General features: G+C 43.1%; 14 protein-coding genes. 1 reads left to right on the top strand and 13 read right to left on the bottom strand.

Annotation, left to right across the window (positions count from 1 at the left end; all coding sequences use genetic code 11):
• Positions 1–19: 19 nt before the first annotated feature.
• Positions 20–967, bottom strand: a complete 948-nt coding sequence (locus NSQ34_RS01685) for an L-lactate dehydrogenase (protein ID WP_070326655.1) — start codon at positions 965–967, stop codon at positions 20–22.
• 217 nt (positions 968–1184) lie between these two features.
• The gene (locus tag NSQ34_RS01680) at positions 1185–2615 is read right to left on the bottom strand and encodes a YfcC family protein (protein ID WP_268456361.1); all 1431 of its coding nucleotides are present in this window, start codon (positions 2613–2615) and stop codon (positions 1185–1187) included.
• A 153-nt stretch (positions 2616–2768) separates the two neighbouring features.
• Between NSQ34_RS01680 and NSQ34_RS01675 the strand changes: the two genes are divergently transcribed.
• Positions 2769–3896 carry a M20 peptidase aminoacylase family protein gene (locus NSQ34_RS01675; protein WP_268456359.1) on the top strand — a complete coding sequence of 376 codons (1128 nt, stop codon included), beginning with the start codon at positions 2769–2771 and terminating at the stop codon, positions 3894–3896.
• 47 nt (positions 3897–3943) lie between these two features.
• Here the strand turns inward: NSQ34_RS01675 and NSQ34_RS01670 are convergent, their stop codons facing one another.
• The 11 genes from NSQ34_RS01670 to NSQ34_RS01620 all read right to left on the bottom strand — a co-directional run bounded on the left by NSQ34_RS01670 (position 3944) and on the right by NSQ34_RS01620 (position 16257).
• Positions 3944–4666 (bottom strand): SDR family oxidoreductase, encoded by a 723-nt coding sequence (locus NSQ34_RS01670; RefSeq protein WP_268456357.1) that lies wholly within the window; start codon positions 4664–4666, stop codon positions 3944–3946.
• A gap of 110 nt (positions 4667–4776) precedes the next feature.
• Positions 4777–5529, bottom strand: coding sequence for an alpha/beta hydrolase (locus NSQ34_RS01665; protein ID WP_268456356.1), 753 nt, complete (start codon positions 5527–5529; stop codon positions 4777–4779).
• Between the two features lie 107 nt (positions 5530–5636).
• Positions 5637–6518: a glycine betaine ABC transporter substrate-binding protein gene (locus NSQ34_RS01660; protein ID WP_024427235.1), complete on the bottom strand. Its 882-nt coding sequence runs from the start codon at positions 6516–6518 to the stop codon at positions 5637–5639.
• Positions 6518–7363 (bottom strand): glycine/proline betaine ABC transporter permease subunit OpuAB, encoded by an 846-nt coding sequence (opuAB, locus tag NSQ34_RS01655; RefSeq protein ID WP_024424348.1) that lies wholly within the window; start codon positions 7361–7363, stop codon positions 6518–6520. The genes NSQ34_RS01660 and opuAB overlap by 1 nt, the downstream gene beginning before the upstream one ends.
• Before the next feature lie 10 nt (positions 7364–7373).
• On the bottom strand, positions 7374–8639 hold the full coding sequence (gene opuAA / locus NSQ34_RS01650; RefSeq protein ID WP_024424349.1) for a glycine/proline betaine ABC transporter ATP-binding protein OpuAA: 1266 nt from the start codon (positions 8637–8639) through the stop codon (positions 7374–7376).
• Between the two features lie 399 nt (positions 8640–9038).
• Positions 9039–10133 (bottom strand): toxic anion resistance protein, encoded by a 1095-nt coding sequence (locus NSQ34_RS01645; protein WP_024427234.1) that lies wholly within the window; start codon positions 10131–10133, stop codon positions 9039–9041.
• Between the two features lie 14 nt (positions 10134–10147).
• A complete protein-coding gene (locus NSQ34_RS01640) occupies positions 10148–11764 on the bottom strand; it encodes a YceG family protein (RefSeq protein WP_268456354.1) in 1617 nt (538 codons plus the stop codon).
• 70 nt (positions 11765–11834) lie between these two features.
• Positions 11835–12650, bottom strand: a complete 816-nt coding sequence (locus NSQ34_RS01635; RefSeq protein ID WP_268456352.1) for an HAD family hydrolase — start codon at positions 12648–12650, stop codon at positions 11835–11837.
• On the bottom strand, positions 12647–13756 hold the full coding sequence (locus NSQ34_RS01630) for a cysteine protease StiP family protein (RefSeq protein ID WP_024424352.1): 1110 nt from the start codon (positions 13754–13756) through the stop codon (positions 12647–12649). The genes NSQ34_RS01635 and NSQ34_RS01630 overlap by 4 nt, the downstream gene beginning before the upstream one ends.
• The gene (locus NSQ34_RS01625; RefSeq protein ID WP_254001729.1) at positions 13749–15080 is read right to left on the bottom strand and encodes a phosphoribosyltransferase family protein; all 1332 of its coding nucleotides are present in this window, start codon (positions 15078–15080) and stop codon (positions 13749–13751) included. Before NSQ34_RS01625 ends, NSQ34_RS01630 begins: the two co-directional genes overlap by 8 nt.
• On the bottom strand, positions 15070–16257 hold the full coding sequence (locus NSQ34_RS01620; RefSeq protein ID WP_254001550.1) for an HpcH/HpaI aldolase/citrate lyase family protein: 1188 nt from the start codon (positions 16255–16257) through the stop codon (positions 15070–15072). The genes NSQ34_RS01625 and NSQ34_RS01620 overlap by 11 nt, the downstream gene beginning before the upstream one ends.
• Positions 16258–16301: the final 44 nt, after the last annotated feature.

The raw sequence follows: 16301 nt of genomic DNA, 5'->3' as shown, positions 1-16301 counted from the left end.
ATAGGTTGCTTTTGATTGATTAAAAATGAGGAGCCAAAATCTCTTTTAACACATTCACACTGTGTGCAAATTTTTCTTTCTCCGTGTCGTTCAGTGTGAGCTCCATTACTTCTGTTGCGCCATTTCGATTCACAAGGGCAGGTACACCAATGTAGACATCTTCTGCTCCGTACTCTCCATCTAAGTAAGTGCTGACAGTTAAAATGCTGTTTTCATTGTGCAGGATCGCTCTTGTAATGCGGGCTAAACTCATTGCTACACCGTAATAAGTGGCGCCTTTTTTCTCAATGATTTGGTAAGCGGCATGACGGACATTTTCCATGATTTCATCTAAGTCTTCTTGTTTGTATTGATCATTTCTCTTCATTAATTCTGTAATCGGCACACTTCCAATATTTGCATGACTCCAAACAGCAAGCTCTGTATCTCCATGCTCGCCAATGATGTACGCATGCACGTTGTGTGCCGCTGCGTCAAAGTACTCACTGAGCATGTATCTAAATCTTGCCGTATCAAGCGTCGTACCACTGCCAATCACTCGTTCTTTTGGAAGACCACTGAATTTCCAAGTCGCATATGTCAAAATATCGACTGGGTTTGTGGCCACTAAGAAAATACCGTCGAATCCACTTTTCATCACGTTTTCTACAATGCCTTTAAATATATTTAAATTTTTCTCAACAAGGTCAAGTCTTGTTTCACCTGGCTTTTGGTTTGCACCAGCACAGATACAGACGATATCTGCATCCTTACAATCCTCATAATCTCCATACCATGTATTCACAGGATGCGGCGCAAATGCTTTTCCGTGGTTTAAATCCATCACGTCACCCATTGCTTTGTCTTGATTCAAATCGATGACAACCAATTCATCTGTGATTGCTTGATTTATTAATGTAAAGGCATAACTGCTGCCGACGAAACCTGCTCCAATAAGGGCTACTTTGTTTACTTTTTCGTTTGTCATTTATCTCATCCTCCTGAGTAAAACTAGGCTGTTTTTCTTATGTGAAGTATTTCACATTCTTATTGTGCAACATTTCACAAACTTTTGCAAGGGGGCTGCTCAAAAAAAATATGTAGCGAATTTGTGAACACATTTATTGTGCTTTCAAAGCGCCCGCTCCATACATATTTCCACAAGAAAAAAGCTGCCAAACGCTCGTCGGCAGCTTCCTACATATTTAATAAGGTCCCCAGTTGATCATGACCCCGATACAAATAAATACAAGACCGATGACAAACCAAATGAGGGCAAGCGGCACCATAAAACGCAGCCACTTTACATAAGGAATACCACTTGCAGCAAGCACAGCCATCAACACACCGGAAGTCGGATTGATACAGTTGACCACCCCTTCACCAAGCATTACCGCTTCTACAGCGACCTGTCTTGTGATGCCCATTAAATCAGCGAGCGGCGCAAGAATTGGGATAAAGACAACGGCTTCTCCTGATCCTGATGAAATCAAAAAGTGAAGAAGCGCACTCGCAATATACATCCCGATCGCACCAGCGATGGGACTAAAGCCTGTCAGCATACTCGCCAAGCCATTGACCACTGTATCAAGCAGCTTCCCGTTTTCTAAAATGACCGAAATACAGCGTGCCATCCCAACAATAAGTGCGCCGTATACAAGGCTTTGGCACCCGATAATAAACGTTTTCGCAATATCATTGGCAGCTAATCCGCCGAGCAGTCCAGCGACGATAGCCATAAAAATGAACACACCCGCCATTTCCTTATCGGTCCAGCCAAGCTGAAGTGCGCCATATAAGAAACCTCCAAGTGACAATCCGCACACCGCTAAAATCAGCTTATGTCTGCCAGTAAATGCAGGCTTGTCCACAGATTCCGCATCGGCTCCGCCAAGCCCCTTAGCAGGAAACCATTGATCGCCAAGAATGCTTCCCTTTTCTTTATTCTTCAGACGTCTTGTATATAAATAGATGTACACAATACTAGAAATAAGAAAACAAAGATAAATAATGACACGCAGGCCGATGCCGGAAAAGATCGGCAGCTCTGCAATTGTTTGTGATAAACCTAATGGAGATGGAGATAAAATCGTTGCGTTAAACCCTGCATAACAGCCGATGTATATGACAGCGGCTCCTGCTACAGCATCCCATTTCAAGGATCGTGCCACAATGATGCCGATTGGAATAAACCCAATGACAGAATTCACGACAATTCCGGTCGTTCCAAGGACTGAAAATAATCCCCCAACAATACAAATAAACAATAATTGCTTCGTTTGAAACCGGCTGATGACATGGTGAATCATCCCGTTAATAGCACCTGTCTTCTCCAAAATGGCAATGGTTCCGCCCGTAAATAGAATCAGAAAAATAATAGAAGAGGACCCTACCATTCCTTCTTGTATCGCTGTGAAAAAGCCAACTGGACTCACTGGTGATTGATCAATACGGTGATAGCTGCCAGGAACGGCTGTTGTGATCTCCCCAGATGTCTTTCGGTCAAACTCACCCGCTGGTACAAAATACGTTGCTATTGTACAAATCAGTGCAATCATAAATAAGAGAACATACGCATCTGGCATTTGAAGTTTTCGTTTTTGTTTCTCTGGTGTTGATACTGTCGCTGTTTTCATGTGTCAAAACCCCTTTGTCCCGATCGGAATTTCACTTAATTTTCAGAATAATCAAATGATGTGTTATATTATAAACACTGTTGATATTTAAGAGCAATATTATTTCATTAAAATAATGTTTTGGCAGATTATCTGTCAGCAAGGAGGCTTCTCATGACAACTTTGACAAACGAAATGAAACAAACCGTGACAGACATCTTTGAACACTTGCATGCCCACCCAGAAATCAGCTGGGAAGAAACAGAAACGACCGCTTATATTGAAGATATATTGAAAAAATTGGGCTGCAAAACTCAAACATTTGACGACTGTACAGGGGTGATCGGTGAAATTGGAGAAGGCGCACCAGTGGTCGCTGTGAGAGCTGATATTGATGCACTTTGGCAGGAAGTAGATGGTGAGTTTAAAGCCAATCATTCATGTGGCCACGATGCACACATGACAATGGCTCTTGGCACCTTCATGGCATTAAAGGAAAAAGAACGACCGAACGGCACGATCCGTTTCATCTTTCAGCCTGCTGAGGAAAGAGGCGGCGGTGCGCTGAAAATGATTGAAAAAGGTGTGCTCGCAGATGTCGATTACTTATATGGCGTACATGTGCGCCCAATTCAAGAAACATTAAACGGACGCTGCGCGCCTGCTATTTTGCACGGATCAAGTAATCATTACGTCGGCACCATTATTGGCGAGGAAGCGCACGGTGCACGTCCACACCTTGGCATCAACGTAATAGAAGTGGCTTCTACCCTTGTGCAGAGACTCGCGCATATCCATGTCGATCCAAGAGTCGCGCATTCTGTCAAAATGACCAATCTACATGCTGGCGGGGGCAGCTCAAACATCATCCCAGGCAAAGCTTCTTTTACATTAGATGTAAGGGCGCAAACAAACGAAGTGATGGATGAACTAGAAAAAGAAATTGAAAGAGCCGTTCATTCTGTAGCGGATGCCTTTGGCGCTTCCATTACACTTTCAACAGACCATCGTCTGCCTGCCGCCACCTTAAATGAGGAAGCTGTCCAGATCATGTCTCATGCAATTGAACAGGTTTTAGGTAAAGAGCAGCTTGATCCCCCGATTGTCACAACAGGTGGAGAGGACTTTCACTTTTATGCAGCAAAGCTTCGGCATATCAAATCCACGATGCTCGGTTTAGGCTGTGATTTAAAGCCTGGTCTTCATCATCCGTATATGACCTTCGACCGCTCGGCAATCTTTACCGGCATTGAGATTTTGACCGAAGCTGTCTATCAAACACTCCAGCAGCATTCATCATAAATGAAAAAGCCACCCGCCTTCTCATTAAGCGGGTGGTCTGCTTTATATTATGCATTCAGATCTGCCATGGCGGGAACGTTGATTTCTTTTACGCAAGATACCCTTGATAAATGAATCACACATCTCGCAAGCTCCACAATATCCTGGACAGGGATTCTCGTTTCATCATATAGAGTGATGGCCTTTTCGGCTCCATCCTCATACGGAACCTCCGCCGCCAGCTCCCCTGGATTGATACAGGTGACGGATATTTTATCTTTCCTCACATGCTCTCTCAGTGCATTCACAATTCCACGCAGGCCAAATTTAGATGCAACAAACGAGACCTGCGGCAGGTTTGTATGGTCGAGTCCGGCCGTTGAGCCAATCACGATGATTTTCCCATTCTCTGATTTCCTTAGGTGCGGAAGCAGTGCCTGGATGTATGTAATGGTTGAGGTGACATTCACATTGATTAAATGTGCAATATCCTCTGGCTGATCGTGATCAAAGGAATAATCGTCTTCAAAGCCTCGTTTTTCCCATAAACCGACGTTATAGATGAGTACATCAATCGTCTTGTTCTCCAGTGCTTCGAGCATATAAGAGATATGCGTTTGGCTTGATAAGTCGATTTTCAGCCAAATTCTATGTACACCGTCATCTATGCTCAAACTGCTTGGTTCACTTCGCGATACAATCCAAACTGTATCTCCACTTGAAGGGAGACCCTTTACAAAAGCATCTCCTAATCCTTGACTTGCACCGAATATGATATAGTTTTTACTCATAGCTCCTCCTTCTAGGAAACACAAACTGTAAGCGTTTTATATCTATATCATACAGATTCTAAGAGACCGGCGCCCCTTTTATGCTTGTCTTCACTTATTGATTGGCGCGGCTACTGGATTTCCCTTAATTCGACTGGTAATGCACGTGCCTCTATAAAGCATTTGATCATTTCTGTAAAAAGTTCTTTCTTCTCAAAAGTAAATGTATGTCCAATACCGGGAACAACGACGCCTGTTGCCTTCGGATGTGAATTCGTTATTTTTTTTGCTGACCGTTTCATGATGCCTTTTTCTTTTTCTCCCACTGTAACAAGAATGCGTGCCTTCGCTTGCTGAAACGTGTCTGGGAGCTTGTAATGGAGGTTTTCTTGAAACATCGTAAGAAGGGTTTTCTTTTGCAGATGTTTCGATTCCGCTGCATAATGATGCAGTACATGTTGCGAGAGCCCCATCTTTTCAGCTTGGAGCTGGATAAACCAATCTTTCTTTAATAATGGATACGTCAGTGGCAAGAGGGGTCTCACCATGAAATGGAGCCATGGCAAAGGCATCACAAGGGCACTATTGATGACGGCTATGTCTACGATATCCGGCTCTCTTGATAACACATCAACGGCAATCTGCGCACCTAAAGAAAATCCAATCAGAATCACTTGACGGCCATTCGCATTTTCCTTGATCCATGAGATGACTTCACGGGTGCTTTCATTCATTGAAAATATCTGTTCTTTTGCTCTTGTCCCGTGTCCAATGAGATCAGGAGCAAAGCATTCATACGTGTCCTTCAATATTTCAACCTGCTCCTGCCACATCCAGCTGCTTACTCCTCCACCATGCAGAAAAATCATGATTGATTTATCCATCGTCCGACAACTCCATCCTTCTATATAAGAAAAAAGCAGCCGCTTTTTGAGCAGACTGCTTTTTCAACATGCTCCCTTCTATTATAAGGGAACCACTATATCATTGACTATTTTTTCAAATCCTCAATGGAGTTTACGTTCTTCATATATGTTGGAACAACTAGCCCCATTCGAAGACCTTTCATACTTGTACCAAGGTCATCATATTTTCCTTTAAACTTCGCTGCATACGTTTTATGCGTATTTGGCAGCCAAGCGGATAATGATGCATCCGCACTTCCGGTTGCAATTGCTGTCCACATCGGACCTGCTTCAACCTGAGTCAAAGTTACTTTAAACCCAAGTTCACGCAATACTTCTGCTGCAACATTGGTACTTGCAATCTCACTATCCCATGCAACGTAGGCAAGATTGACTTTTCCACCATTCGACTTTTTCACGCCTTTTGTCCATTTCGCTACTTGGTCTTTATGTTTTTTCACATATTTTAAGGCGGCATCCTTTGGTTTCACACCATCTTGGATATCAATCATGACTTCGCCCATGTCATCTTGAGACCATTTAAACTGACTAAGCATTTTGGCTGCTTCCGGCTGATCCTTCGCAAAGCCTTTACGTGAAATCGTATGAATTTCTTCCGCTTCACCGTAAGATTTTTTTGGATCATCTAAATATTTTAAATCATAGCGGGAAAACATCCAGTGTGGATTCCAGCCAGTGATGATGATTGGCTTTTTACGGTCGTAAGATTTTTTGAGCGTTGCCGTCATGGCTGCACTTGATGCAGACACAACCGTCCAATCCTCTAAGCCGTAATCCTTTTTCGCTTGATCTGTCAGTGCCATAATCCCTGAACCAGGATCGATTCCGATAATGGTTTTATTCACCTGCTGAGCAGCACTCGCATTTGAATCTGTCTGCGCACCGCAAGCGGCTAGTAAAAAGACAAGCAGGGCAGTCATCCCAATGTAGAGAGACTTTTTCCACATTAAGCATTCCCCCTGGATTTTTTCGTTTTAATGTTTTGGGTAATACGGTCAAGTGTAATCGCCACAATCACAATGGCAATACCTGCTTCAAAACCAATACCTGTTTTCAGCTGCGTTACCGCACTGTATACTTCTGAACCAAGTCCTGGTGCACCTACCATTGCCGCAATGACGACCATTGATAGAGCCAGCATGATACTTTGGTTAATACCAGCTAAGATGGTTTTTGTTGCAAGTGGAAGCTGAACTTTGAATAAACGCTGGAATGTCGTTGAACCAAATGCTTCGGTAGCTTCAATTAAATCAGCCGGTACTTGTTTAATACCGAGAATGGTCATACGAATCGTTGGCGGCATGGAGAAAATAACCGATGCCACAACCCCAGGAACAACCCCAATATTAAAGAAGAAGATCGCTGGTAATAGATAAACGAATGCAGGCATTGTCTGCATTAAATCTAAAATAGGTGTCACAATTTTACGCACAGTTTCCTTCTGTGATGCCCAAATACCGATCGGAACCCCGATCACAATGGAAATGACCACAGCGGTCAAAACGAGTGCAAGTGTTTGAAGCATTGGATGCCAGTAGCCTAAATAGTCGATCAGTAAAAATCCAATAAGTGTGAAAAGAGCAACTCCTCTTGTACTGATCCACCAAGCAATGCCGGCAAAGATAAGGGTTAAAATAATGGATGGAATGACGCCAAGTGCTGCCACAATCCCATTTACTGTTCCTGCTAATCCATTTGTGATGCCATCAAAGAAACCACCAAACGTTAATGTTAACCAGTCAACAAATTGATCGATATATTCCGCAAACGGAATTCTAGGTAAATCACTCATACTAAACATCTTATTCTACCTCCTGTGCAGAAGGCTCTTGTGCTTTAATTTCCTCTAGCTTGTTAGAAGACATGTTGATATACTCATCATTTCCTGATAATGCACCAATCAATGCACCTCTGACCACAATGCCCTTCATTCTGTTTTTCTCATCAACAACGGCAATCGGAATGTTCGCATCAGATACCGCATCAAAGATCTCTGTCAAATACGTAGATTCCAACACTGTCGTAAATTCTTTATCGAGAACCGTTTCAAGTGACGCTCCCGTTTCTGCTGCCTTTTTCGCTGCTTGGGCAGAAATGACACCTAATAAATGCTTTTTCTTATCTACTGCATAGATAGACGAAATCCCAAGATTTTTCATGAGCGTAAGCGCAACACGTGCCCCTTTATCGATCTGAACTGTTTCTGCACGTTTCATAATATGACCAGCGGTTAATACTTTAGAAAGGTCAACATCTTCAACGAAGCGTTCAACATATTCATTCGATGGGTTCATCAGAATTTCTTCTGGTGTTCCGATTTGAACGATATTTCCGTCCTTCATGAGTACAATGCGGTCACCAATACGAAGCGCCTCATCTAAATCATGGGTAATGAAAATGATCGTTTTTCCTACAGATGTATGAAGCTCAAGCAATTCATCCTGCATATCTTTACGAATTAATGGATCTAGTGCGCTGAATGCTTCATCCATTAATAAAATGTCAGGGTCATTTGCTAACGCACGTGCCAATCCAACACGCTGCTGCATACCACCACTTAATTGATTTGGATATTGCTCTTCAAAGCCTTCAAGTCCAACAAGCTTTAAAGATTCAAGCGCTTTTGGTCTGCGCTCTTCTTTATCGACACCTTGCAATTCAAGACCATACTCAGTGTTCTCAAGAATTGTACGGTGCGGGAACAATGCGAAGTTTTGGAAAACCATGCTGATCTTTTTCCGTCTGACTTCACGCAATTGATCCTTTGACATATTTGTTATCATATCCCCATCAATATATATTTCACCGGAGGTTGGTTCGATTAACCTGTTTAGCATCCGCACAAGTGTGGACTTTCCGCTCCCTGATAGCCCCATGATGACAAATATCTCGCCGTCATAAACATCAAAATTTGCTCGATTGACACCAACTGTTGCGCCGGTCTCTTTTAGGATCTCTCTTTTTGTTTTCCCTTTTTCAAGCATTTGAGATGCTTTTTTAGCATTTTTACCGAAAATTTTAGATACATTATTTATCTTGATTTTGATATTTCTCTCTTCAGAATTCATATTTTCCCTCCAAATTAGCATCTTTATAACCGTAACATAAGCGTTATGATGCGAACAATCTTTAGAATTCGCTTATTTCCCCACAATATGTATGAATTCCATATAGAGGTCTGGTCATTAGAGTTTATACGCCGTATTACTCGTAAATCCTATAGAATGCTTCATAAACTACATATTTTACGGGGTATTTCCTCTCATCAGACAATATTTTACTGGAAATTCCTGATTGTGCTAAAAAATAAGTCGAATCCTCTTCATAGCGGTTTTTTGAATCTTGGGCGAACCATTCCCCTTAACAGGATTTACCCGAAAATGGTCACATAAAAACCTTTTTCCTCAAATTTTATTTAAATTCATAAAAAAACTGCCTGCAACTTTAGTTACAGACAGCTTGTTTTTTTAGGACTCTAGGGCAGCCCGCTTAATATTATCTTGAAGCTCAAGCATACGTTTTGTCCCATCTTCGCGTAATCGCTTGTTCTCTTCTTCGATCTGTTTCGTCTCTTTCATCCCTTGTACAATTGTATTAAAGGAAGATTCGATCGTTTCAATGTCGATGCTTGGACGGCCAGATAATTTGGCAATCTCTACACTTTGACTTGAAATGTTTTCAGCATTTCGTTTCAGCATTTCATTTGTTCTTCTATCCAGCTCACTCATAGAATCAGCCACAAGCTTTTGTCTCTTCGCTGTAACAGCTTGAATGATCCCATTTTTGAAAATTGGAATCGTGATGATGAAGGCAGAGTTGATTTTACCGATTAATTTCGTATTCCCACGCTGAAGCAAACGGATTTGCGGTGCCGTTTGAAGCGCCACCATTCGTGCCATATCAAGGTCATACACACGCTCTTCAAGCGCTTGAATGCCATTACGAAGCGTATCAAGCTCCATTTGTGCCAGCTGGTTTCCACTAGCTGCTTTTTCTTCATATGAAGGAACCAATTGCTTTAATTCTTCGATTTTCATTTGACCGGCTACGACATACTTTTCCAGCTCCAAATAGTATTGAATGTTATGCTCATACATTTCTTCAAGCGTCACAGTCGATTTGGTCATTTCATCTTTATATTTACTAATTTCCACATTAATTTTTTCAATTTCTGCACCGAGCGTTTGATATTTACTAAAAATCTTTTCGATCATGCTGCCGCCGCGCTTAAAGATTTTTGACAACAAACCACCCTTCGGTTCGTCAAAATCATTTTTATCAAAGCGATCCATAATCTTCCCAAGCTGCGTCAGCATTGTTCCTGAGTCAGTAACGCTTGTTGAACGCATCATTGAAAGGATACGATCAGAGAACTTAGAGATTTCAACGGCCGGCTGTTTCCCGTATTCAAGCAGTTCCAGCTGATTTTTCGCATCGATCTGTCTCGCAATATTTTGCACTTCTGGTTCATTTCGAAGCTGAACGCGAATATCGTCTGCCTTCTCAATCGTGATTTCCTCTTTATCAATTGAAATGATGTCATTTCCGTTTGTATTTGTCATAAGCTTTGATCTCCTTATCGGTTTTTAATGGATTGAAATAACTTTCTAACGATGGACGGCTCTTTAAACTCCTGGTTCATGACCATCTCATCAAGCCAATGGGTATCAAATAATTGGTCATCGATATACCGTTCGATACACTGATATCCCGCCGGATGATATACGAAAAGATCCACACCCATTTCATTTAGGAAAATCAGGGCGGCCGCATCAGAACGAGTCAGCTCTCCATTATATTCCGTATGGTATAAAATCACTTTCGGTACGGTTTGTGCATAATCAAAGGTTTGAATCAGTTCAATGAGATCCTGGCTTAAATGCAGAACCTGCTTGAATAAATAAATACGGACATCTAATTCGGTTTCATTGCCTTCTTTTAACAGCTTCGGATGCTGACAGATTCGAAATATCGCCTCTGCTATCGCACGTTGCGTGCCCTCATATAGATGAGAAAACTGCCACACATTGCTTTTCATTAATAAGTCAGGATCAATCTCTCCATTAGAAGAAAGTGCATGCTGATAATGAAATTGATAATTCGAAGTCACTTCTTTCGTAAAAGGAAAATGGCGAATGGTCTTCGTCTCTTTCCCCTCCATTAACGTGTGAATGCGATCCCAGTATTCACGCTTGTCTCGTGTGACACCCATCATTTTCGCAAAAAGATTCGGAATCTGTATCGTGTCCCGGTCTGCTTTAAAATTCGGGCGGATAAAGGATCGTTCCTTTGCAATTAAAAACAGCTCATCATACGTGGTCTTCAGTGTAATAGAATGAGGAGTATGATCTCTGAATTGCCACGGCTTATACAGCATTGAATCTTCCGTGTGAAGCACCTCTTCAAGCTCTCTTGTCGAGCGGTACGCCACCGTTGATTTCCTCTCAGGCTTTTCAGTAGGGAACGGCTCAAGCTTTGAAGTCCCCGGGTACTGATCAATAAAAGTCAGCTTTTCTTCTGGATCTAATTCGCGGAACGAATCCTTGCCTTCTGGATGAAATAGCACAACATCACAGCCAATCAGCATGACGTAGTAAAGAAAATAAAGCTGACTTTTATTCGCCTCTCCATACCAAATGACAGCCGGCATTTTTTCTTCGATATTGACTTCCTTTAGCCATGGACCTAAATGGTTATTTGAAAACTTCACGACATCCAGCAGGACCCGGCGGAAATCAGGATGCTGAAATCCACCCTCGTGCAGCTGCTTGAAATGCTCAAATACCTTGATCAATGAAAGACGGATATGCCGGTTCATCACAGGGTTTGGATGGCGTACAATCAGCTGTTCACCATCTAAAAAAGCAACAAAGCGATTCACGGACAATCCCTTTTCTTCTTGGTTAATCAAATGAATACGCTGCAGCGCTTGAAAATGCTCCGGCTCAATATGACGATTGAGTGTTTCACTTAAAATATGCATGCCGTCTGTTTCGTATAATTCATGTAAATAAATAAAATAATCGGTTGCATCATGCGGAGTTCCAAGGACCCGGGCGGCGAGACGCGGCAAGGACAACGTATGCTCGTCCTTTATATAACCGTCTCTTTCAGGGAGCGGCTTTTTCAGCACGTTTTTCCAGGCTTCCTGCTCCGCCCGTGTATGGGTGACATTGATTTCTTTATAACTCACGCCGCTCCTTCCTTTCTCCTATATTTTCTCGAAAGCTACTACTATCATATCATTCAGCCTTCTACTTCTGCTATCGAATCGAAGGCTTTTTTGCGTTCATCATCTGATCGATGACAGAAGCGGTGATTTCATCCGCTGCGGCCATGCCAGATGCTGCTGTCGGCTCAAGTGATGGGTCAAAGCCGAGAACTTCTCCATGCCTTGGGGCAAAGCCCATATCTGATTGACGAATGAGCCCTGCATCTAACAGAGAATCACCCGCACCATAGACGTATTCAAGCTGCAGCCTGTCCTTTAGAAAAGCAACAGCATCCCACTTATTAAGCGGCTGTGGAATAAAATAAAGCTTCCGTCCCTGAAGAGAAACCTGCCAGCCTCTCTCCTCGCCCCACAGCTTCAATTCAGCAAGCGGAATGTGAGATAGATACTCCTCTTTCATAATTAAATAAAGAAATCTTCCCTCTGCTGTACGGGTACGCTTCACCCATGCCGCAACTGGAAGTTCCGAGATCGCCCTCAGCATCTCTCTGACTGGCATACACTCCCTAAGTCTCTCATCAACAATGGCCTGCCAATCCTCAAGCGGCTTGCCATGATGAAGAATACAGCCTCCATTTGTTGTCACGGCATACTCCGGTTTAAGCTCTTGCTCAAAGAAGGTGATTCGTTCATACTGTGCGGTTGTTCTTGTCGTCACTGGAATGAACCAGCCTGATTGATGAATCGTCTGCAAAGATTTTTTCGTTTTAACAGACATATAGGAAAGCGGCCGTTCGTCCAGCACCTCAACTAAATCATACTCTCCTTCATACGCATACTGGTCAAGCACTCGATGTGAGTAAATCAGCGTCCTGTCTAAATCACTGGCAAATGCAAATGTCTTCATGACGTTTGCTCCAGCGGACGAATTAACCCGCAGCACGTGTAAGACATATTGGCATATTCAATGACAGGAACACCTCTGTCCTCTGCCAAAAGCAAGATATGCTTCAGCTTCTCCTGAGATCCAGGCTGAATCAAGATTTTCCAAGGGATTCTTCTAAGCAGCACACGGGTCGTCTCACCAACTCCCGGCTTAATCAAATGGGTATTTTCAATTTGAAACTCCTGACCGATTGCTTCAATGGATGCCATTCCCCGCCAATCTGCCGGCGTCCCTTGCGAGAGTATGGTTTCTGCTTTCTCTTGTACATTTGGTCCGAGGCTTGAAAATGCTTCTTCAATTGTATCCACATATAGATTGGACACATCCTCATCAAGCAGCTCTTTATAATACTTTGCCCCATGGAAATCATCGGCATTGATCCAGCGGTTGTTTAATACCGTACGACTGACAAGCCCTGATACTGTCGAATTCAAGCAGGCACTTGGAATGAGAAAGTCCTCCCTCGTTCCGTATACATGTGTACAATAGCCGGGGTCTGCCAGCACAGCCAGCTCACTCGAGAGACGTACACCATACTTTTTTTCAAAATCAAGAACAGCTTTTTGGAGCTCTTTCGAAATCGCCCCTTTTCCAGTCCAACCATCGATAAAAGCAATTTCAAAACCTGGATGTTCTTTCAGCATATAATGCAGTGCATTCTCGTCTATTCCGCGGTCGCGAATAATAGAGATGCTGTAATGAGGCAGATCGACACCATACGTCTTTCGAATATATCGTTTGATCAGCACCCCGATCGGTGTCCCCGCACGCGCCAGACTGCAAAGCACGGTTTGGAAGCCTCGCTTCTTCACAATCTGTTCTGCTACAACAGCTACTGCTTCTGCTACCTTTTCCTTACTTTCTTCAAGAGATTGATAGAATAAAGTCATATAAGATGCCGTTGGTTTGTACTCAATTGGCAGCATTTCTGAATAATGCGCACCGCTCTGAATCGAACGCTCCCGCTCTTCTGTACTTTTCTCCATCTCAATAGAGGATAAATCTTTGAGTAAGAAGGTTACATCCTGCTCTGGATAGCTCCCCATCTTTGTATACACATTAGCCATTCACCTTCACCTCGTCTGATAAAGTCACAATATGCACATGCTTCACATGCCGCTCAGCAAATAAGTGAACAAGCGGAAGCAATGCCTCCTGAGAGACCTTTTTCTCAAAAAAGAGAAATACATCATCATATTCACCTTTTGGAATGTTGTACACGTAGTGCTGAATTCGGGCATCCTCTGGATTCATAAAGGTAAACCCATTTTGGACAGCGTATCCATCCTTTTCGACTGGGTGAATAGGGCTTCTCGTTGTTGAATGAAAGAGAACGCCTTCCCCCATGTGTGCAGACAGTCTCATCGGCACATACATCAGCTCACCTGTCCCTAAGCAGAGTGTTTGTTTTCCTTTGCGTTCCTGCCGCAGCCTCAATCCCGCTTCAGCAGCTGCTTGGTCGAGCGCTTCCGTATCTGCTGCGTTTAAACCAAAACGACCCGTTTCATGTATATATGGCGAATGACCAGCCGAATTTGCTGCATGAGAAAGTGAATAGGACACTTGCTTAAAGAAAGGTTGAAGAGAGTGAAAAGAGAGACTTGGCTGCTTCTCTTGCTCCGCAATCTCATACGAATAAGCTGGTTCATCGAGCGTTTTGCCTCGAAAAATCATCTGCCCTTTTAATAAAGACAATGATGTGATGTGAATTCCAAGCTCCTCTTCAAGCTGGCACATGGCTATCTCATGCTCCTCCGTCCGCCAGTCCAAAATGGAAAGAATGGTATAAGAATGCCTTGGGTACTTTGCATGAAGGTCACGAATGATGTTGATATTGGTACGGCCTGTTGTGACTTCATCATCTACTAACACGATGGGGCGGTCTGTGCGAAGGAATGCTTCGTCTGCATAACAAAGCTGATCTGTTGCATGCGAATGTTCTTCTTCAAATACCAATGACGGGTCAAGATCCAGCAGCTGTTCACGTGTCGTATGAATGTATGATGCGCCTTCTATCACATCATACACACCATGTCCAAGGGCTGTTGCCGTTTCCGCAAAGCCGATGACGACAGGCTCATTGCCTGCTGAAAGCTTTTCTTCTTTGAGTGTTTCATAGGCTGCCGTTAACACCGTGTGATCATCCGTCTTGAGTGCCTCTACAAGAAGATCTTGGTGCGGGGGCGTCTTTCCCGTTTGCTCTTTGGCATATGCCATCGCTAAAAGACCCGAGACAAGGAGCGGTTTTACTGGATGAACAGGAATATGCTTTCCAAGCACCTTACTCACGAATAAAAAGGCTCTTTTTTTGTTCACCCTTGCTGCCATCTCAAAAAGATGCTCTTTTTCAAGCTGGAGCGCACCTTCTTTGAGGTCAAGCTCAACCTCCATATGTTCCAAGATGTTCAGCGTATGCCGCTTCTGATTCTGTAAGTATGTCGATATAGCTTCTATTTTCATGAAACACCCCGTAAATGTCTGACTTAATTAAAATGTGCTCTGCCCACCTGTAATGCGGCTTTGTTTCATTCATCTTATTAGAGAAAGCACTCTTCATCACGCCAACTGTGCCGTCGGCATGTTCCAGAATGCTTAATGCATCCAAGTACTCTTCCTTTGTCACAACGTACATGCTTTGCACTGGCTTGAGATGTGTTGGATGGATCACTGTCTTTCCATGTATGCCGTTGGCTACATCGAGTCTTGTCTCTTTGAGTAAACCTTGTACGTCATCGAATTCAGATAAGGACAGCTCACCGCCCTTAGAAAGCGCACGGATAAATGGTTTTTGTTCCTTTCGTGCAGGACCAAAATGCTCCCATACAGCACCTGATACAACAAAGGAACGGCCAAAATAATTGATAATATCTGTGATCAAATCAGCAATCAATCTGATTTCATAGATGGTGGTGTCGCGATCACGGCGAATGCCATATAAGCCGCAAAGATCCGTTGCCCCAATACGAATATTCAAAATATATTCTTCATCATTCAGCATGATCTGCTTTAACTTAGACAGCACCGTATATCTCGTTTCTTTTTCTAATAAATCGGGTGTTTCCAAAATGGGCATACCGTACAGCGTGGTCTTCGTTTGTGCGGACGCCTGTTTCAAGCTGTCCAAATAATCCTTCGCATTATGAATAGAACACTTTGGAAATACAAAACCCGTCAATAAACGAAGAGATGGACCAAGCAAATCTGCCATTTTCAGCAGCTGCTTCGGCGAACGAACCCGAATAAATAAAAACGGCATTTGTTCAGCCATTTCAGGTGTATGCGTTAATTTGTCCGACAGTTTGGCGAGTTGTACCACTAGATTCTGTTCAGCCATTTCCACTTCTTGATCACCGATGGCATCCTCTAAACAAAATACAACAGAGCAAAGCGCTTCATATTTCTGCGACAGCAGCATGTCTGCTATATCCTGTCTAGTCGCAGGCATATACAAAGTAGCACCTAATGCATGCGCAAGTACGTGCCTTGGCGTCATCAAATGCATCGCCCCCGGCCGTTTGAAAAAAATATCGTGCTGCCTCGCCTCTGATAAAAACTGAAAATACCGCATGCTGTGCCACCTCCTGTTGTTGAGAGAAAATCGAACAAATGACT

This window comes from Bacillus sp. FSL P2-0069 (assembly GCF_038593315.1).
Lineage (GTDB): Bacteria > Bacillota > Bacilli > Bacillales > Bacillaceae > Bacillus > Bacillus safensis.
The sequence above is the reverse complement of the archived record's forward strand: the minus strand, read 5'-3'. Positions and strand labels throughout refer to the sequence as shown.

Bases quoted from the DNA above. Each gene is read 5' to 3' on its own strand.
- NSQ34_RS01625 (WP_254001729.1), bottom strand. From the start codon at position 15,080: ATGGAGGTTGAGCTTGACCTCAAAGAAGGTGCGCTCCAGCTTGAAAAA.
- NSQ34_RS01665 (WP_268456356.1), bottom strand. From the start codon at position 5,529: ATGGATAAATCAATCATGATTTTTCTGCATGGTGGAGGAGTAAGCAGC.
- NSQ34_RS01645 (WP_024427234.1), bottom strand. From the start codon at position 10,133: ATGACAAATACAAACGGAAATGACATCATTTCAATTGATAAAGAGGAA.
- opuAA (WP_024424349.1), bottom strand. From the start codon at position 8,639: ATGAATTCTGAAGAGAGAAATATCAAAATCAAGATAAATAATGTATCT.
- NSQ34_RS01670 (WP_268456357.1), bottom strand. From the start codon at position 4,666: ATGAGTAAAAACTATATCATATTCGGTGCAAGTCAAGGATTAGGAGAT.
- NSQ34_RS01630 (WP_024424352.1), bottom strand. From the start codon at position 13,756: ATGGCTAATGTGTATACAAAGATGGGGAGCTATCCAGAGCAGGATGTA.
- NSQ34_RS01675 (WP_268456359.1), top strand. From the start codon at position 2,769: ATGACAACTTTGACAAACGAAATGAAACAAACCGTGACAGACATCTTT.
- NSQ34_RS01620 (WP_254001550.1), bottom strand. From the start codon at position 16,257: ATGCGGTATTTTCAGTTTTTATCAGAGGCGAGGCAGCACGATATTTTT.
- NSQ34_RS01685 (WP_070326655.1), bottom strand. From the start codon at position 967: ATGACAAACGAAAAAGTAAACAAAGTAGCCCTTATTGGAGCAGGTTTC.
- NSQ34_RS01660 (WP_024427235.1), bottom strand. From the start codon at position 6,518: ATGTGGAAAAAGTCTCTCTACATTGGGATGACTGCCCTGCTTGTCTTT.
- NSQ34_RS01635 (WP_268456352.1), bottom strand. From the start codon at position 12,650: ATGAAGACATTTGCATTTGCCAGTGATTTAGACAGGACGCTGATTTAC.
- opuAB (WP_024424348.1), bottom strand. From the start codon at position 7,363: ATGAGTGATTTACCTAGAATTCCGTTTGCGGAATATATCGATCAATTT.
- NSQ34_RS01680 (WP_268456361.1), bottom strand. From the start codon at position 2,615: ATGAAAACAGCGACAGTATCAACACCAGAGAAACAAAAACGAAAACTT.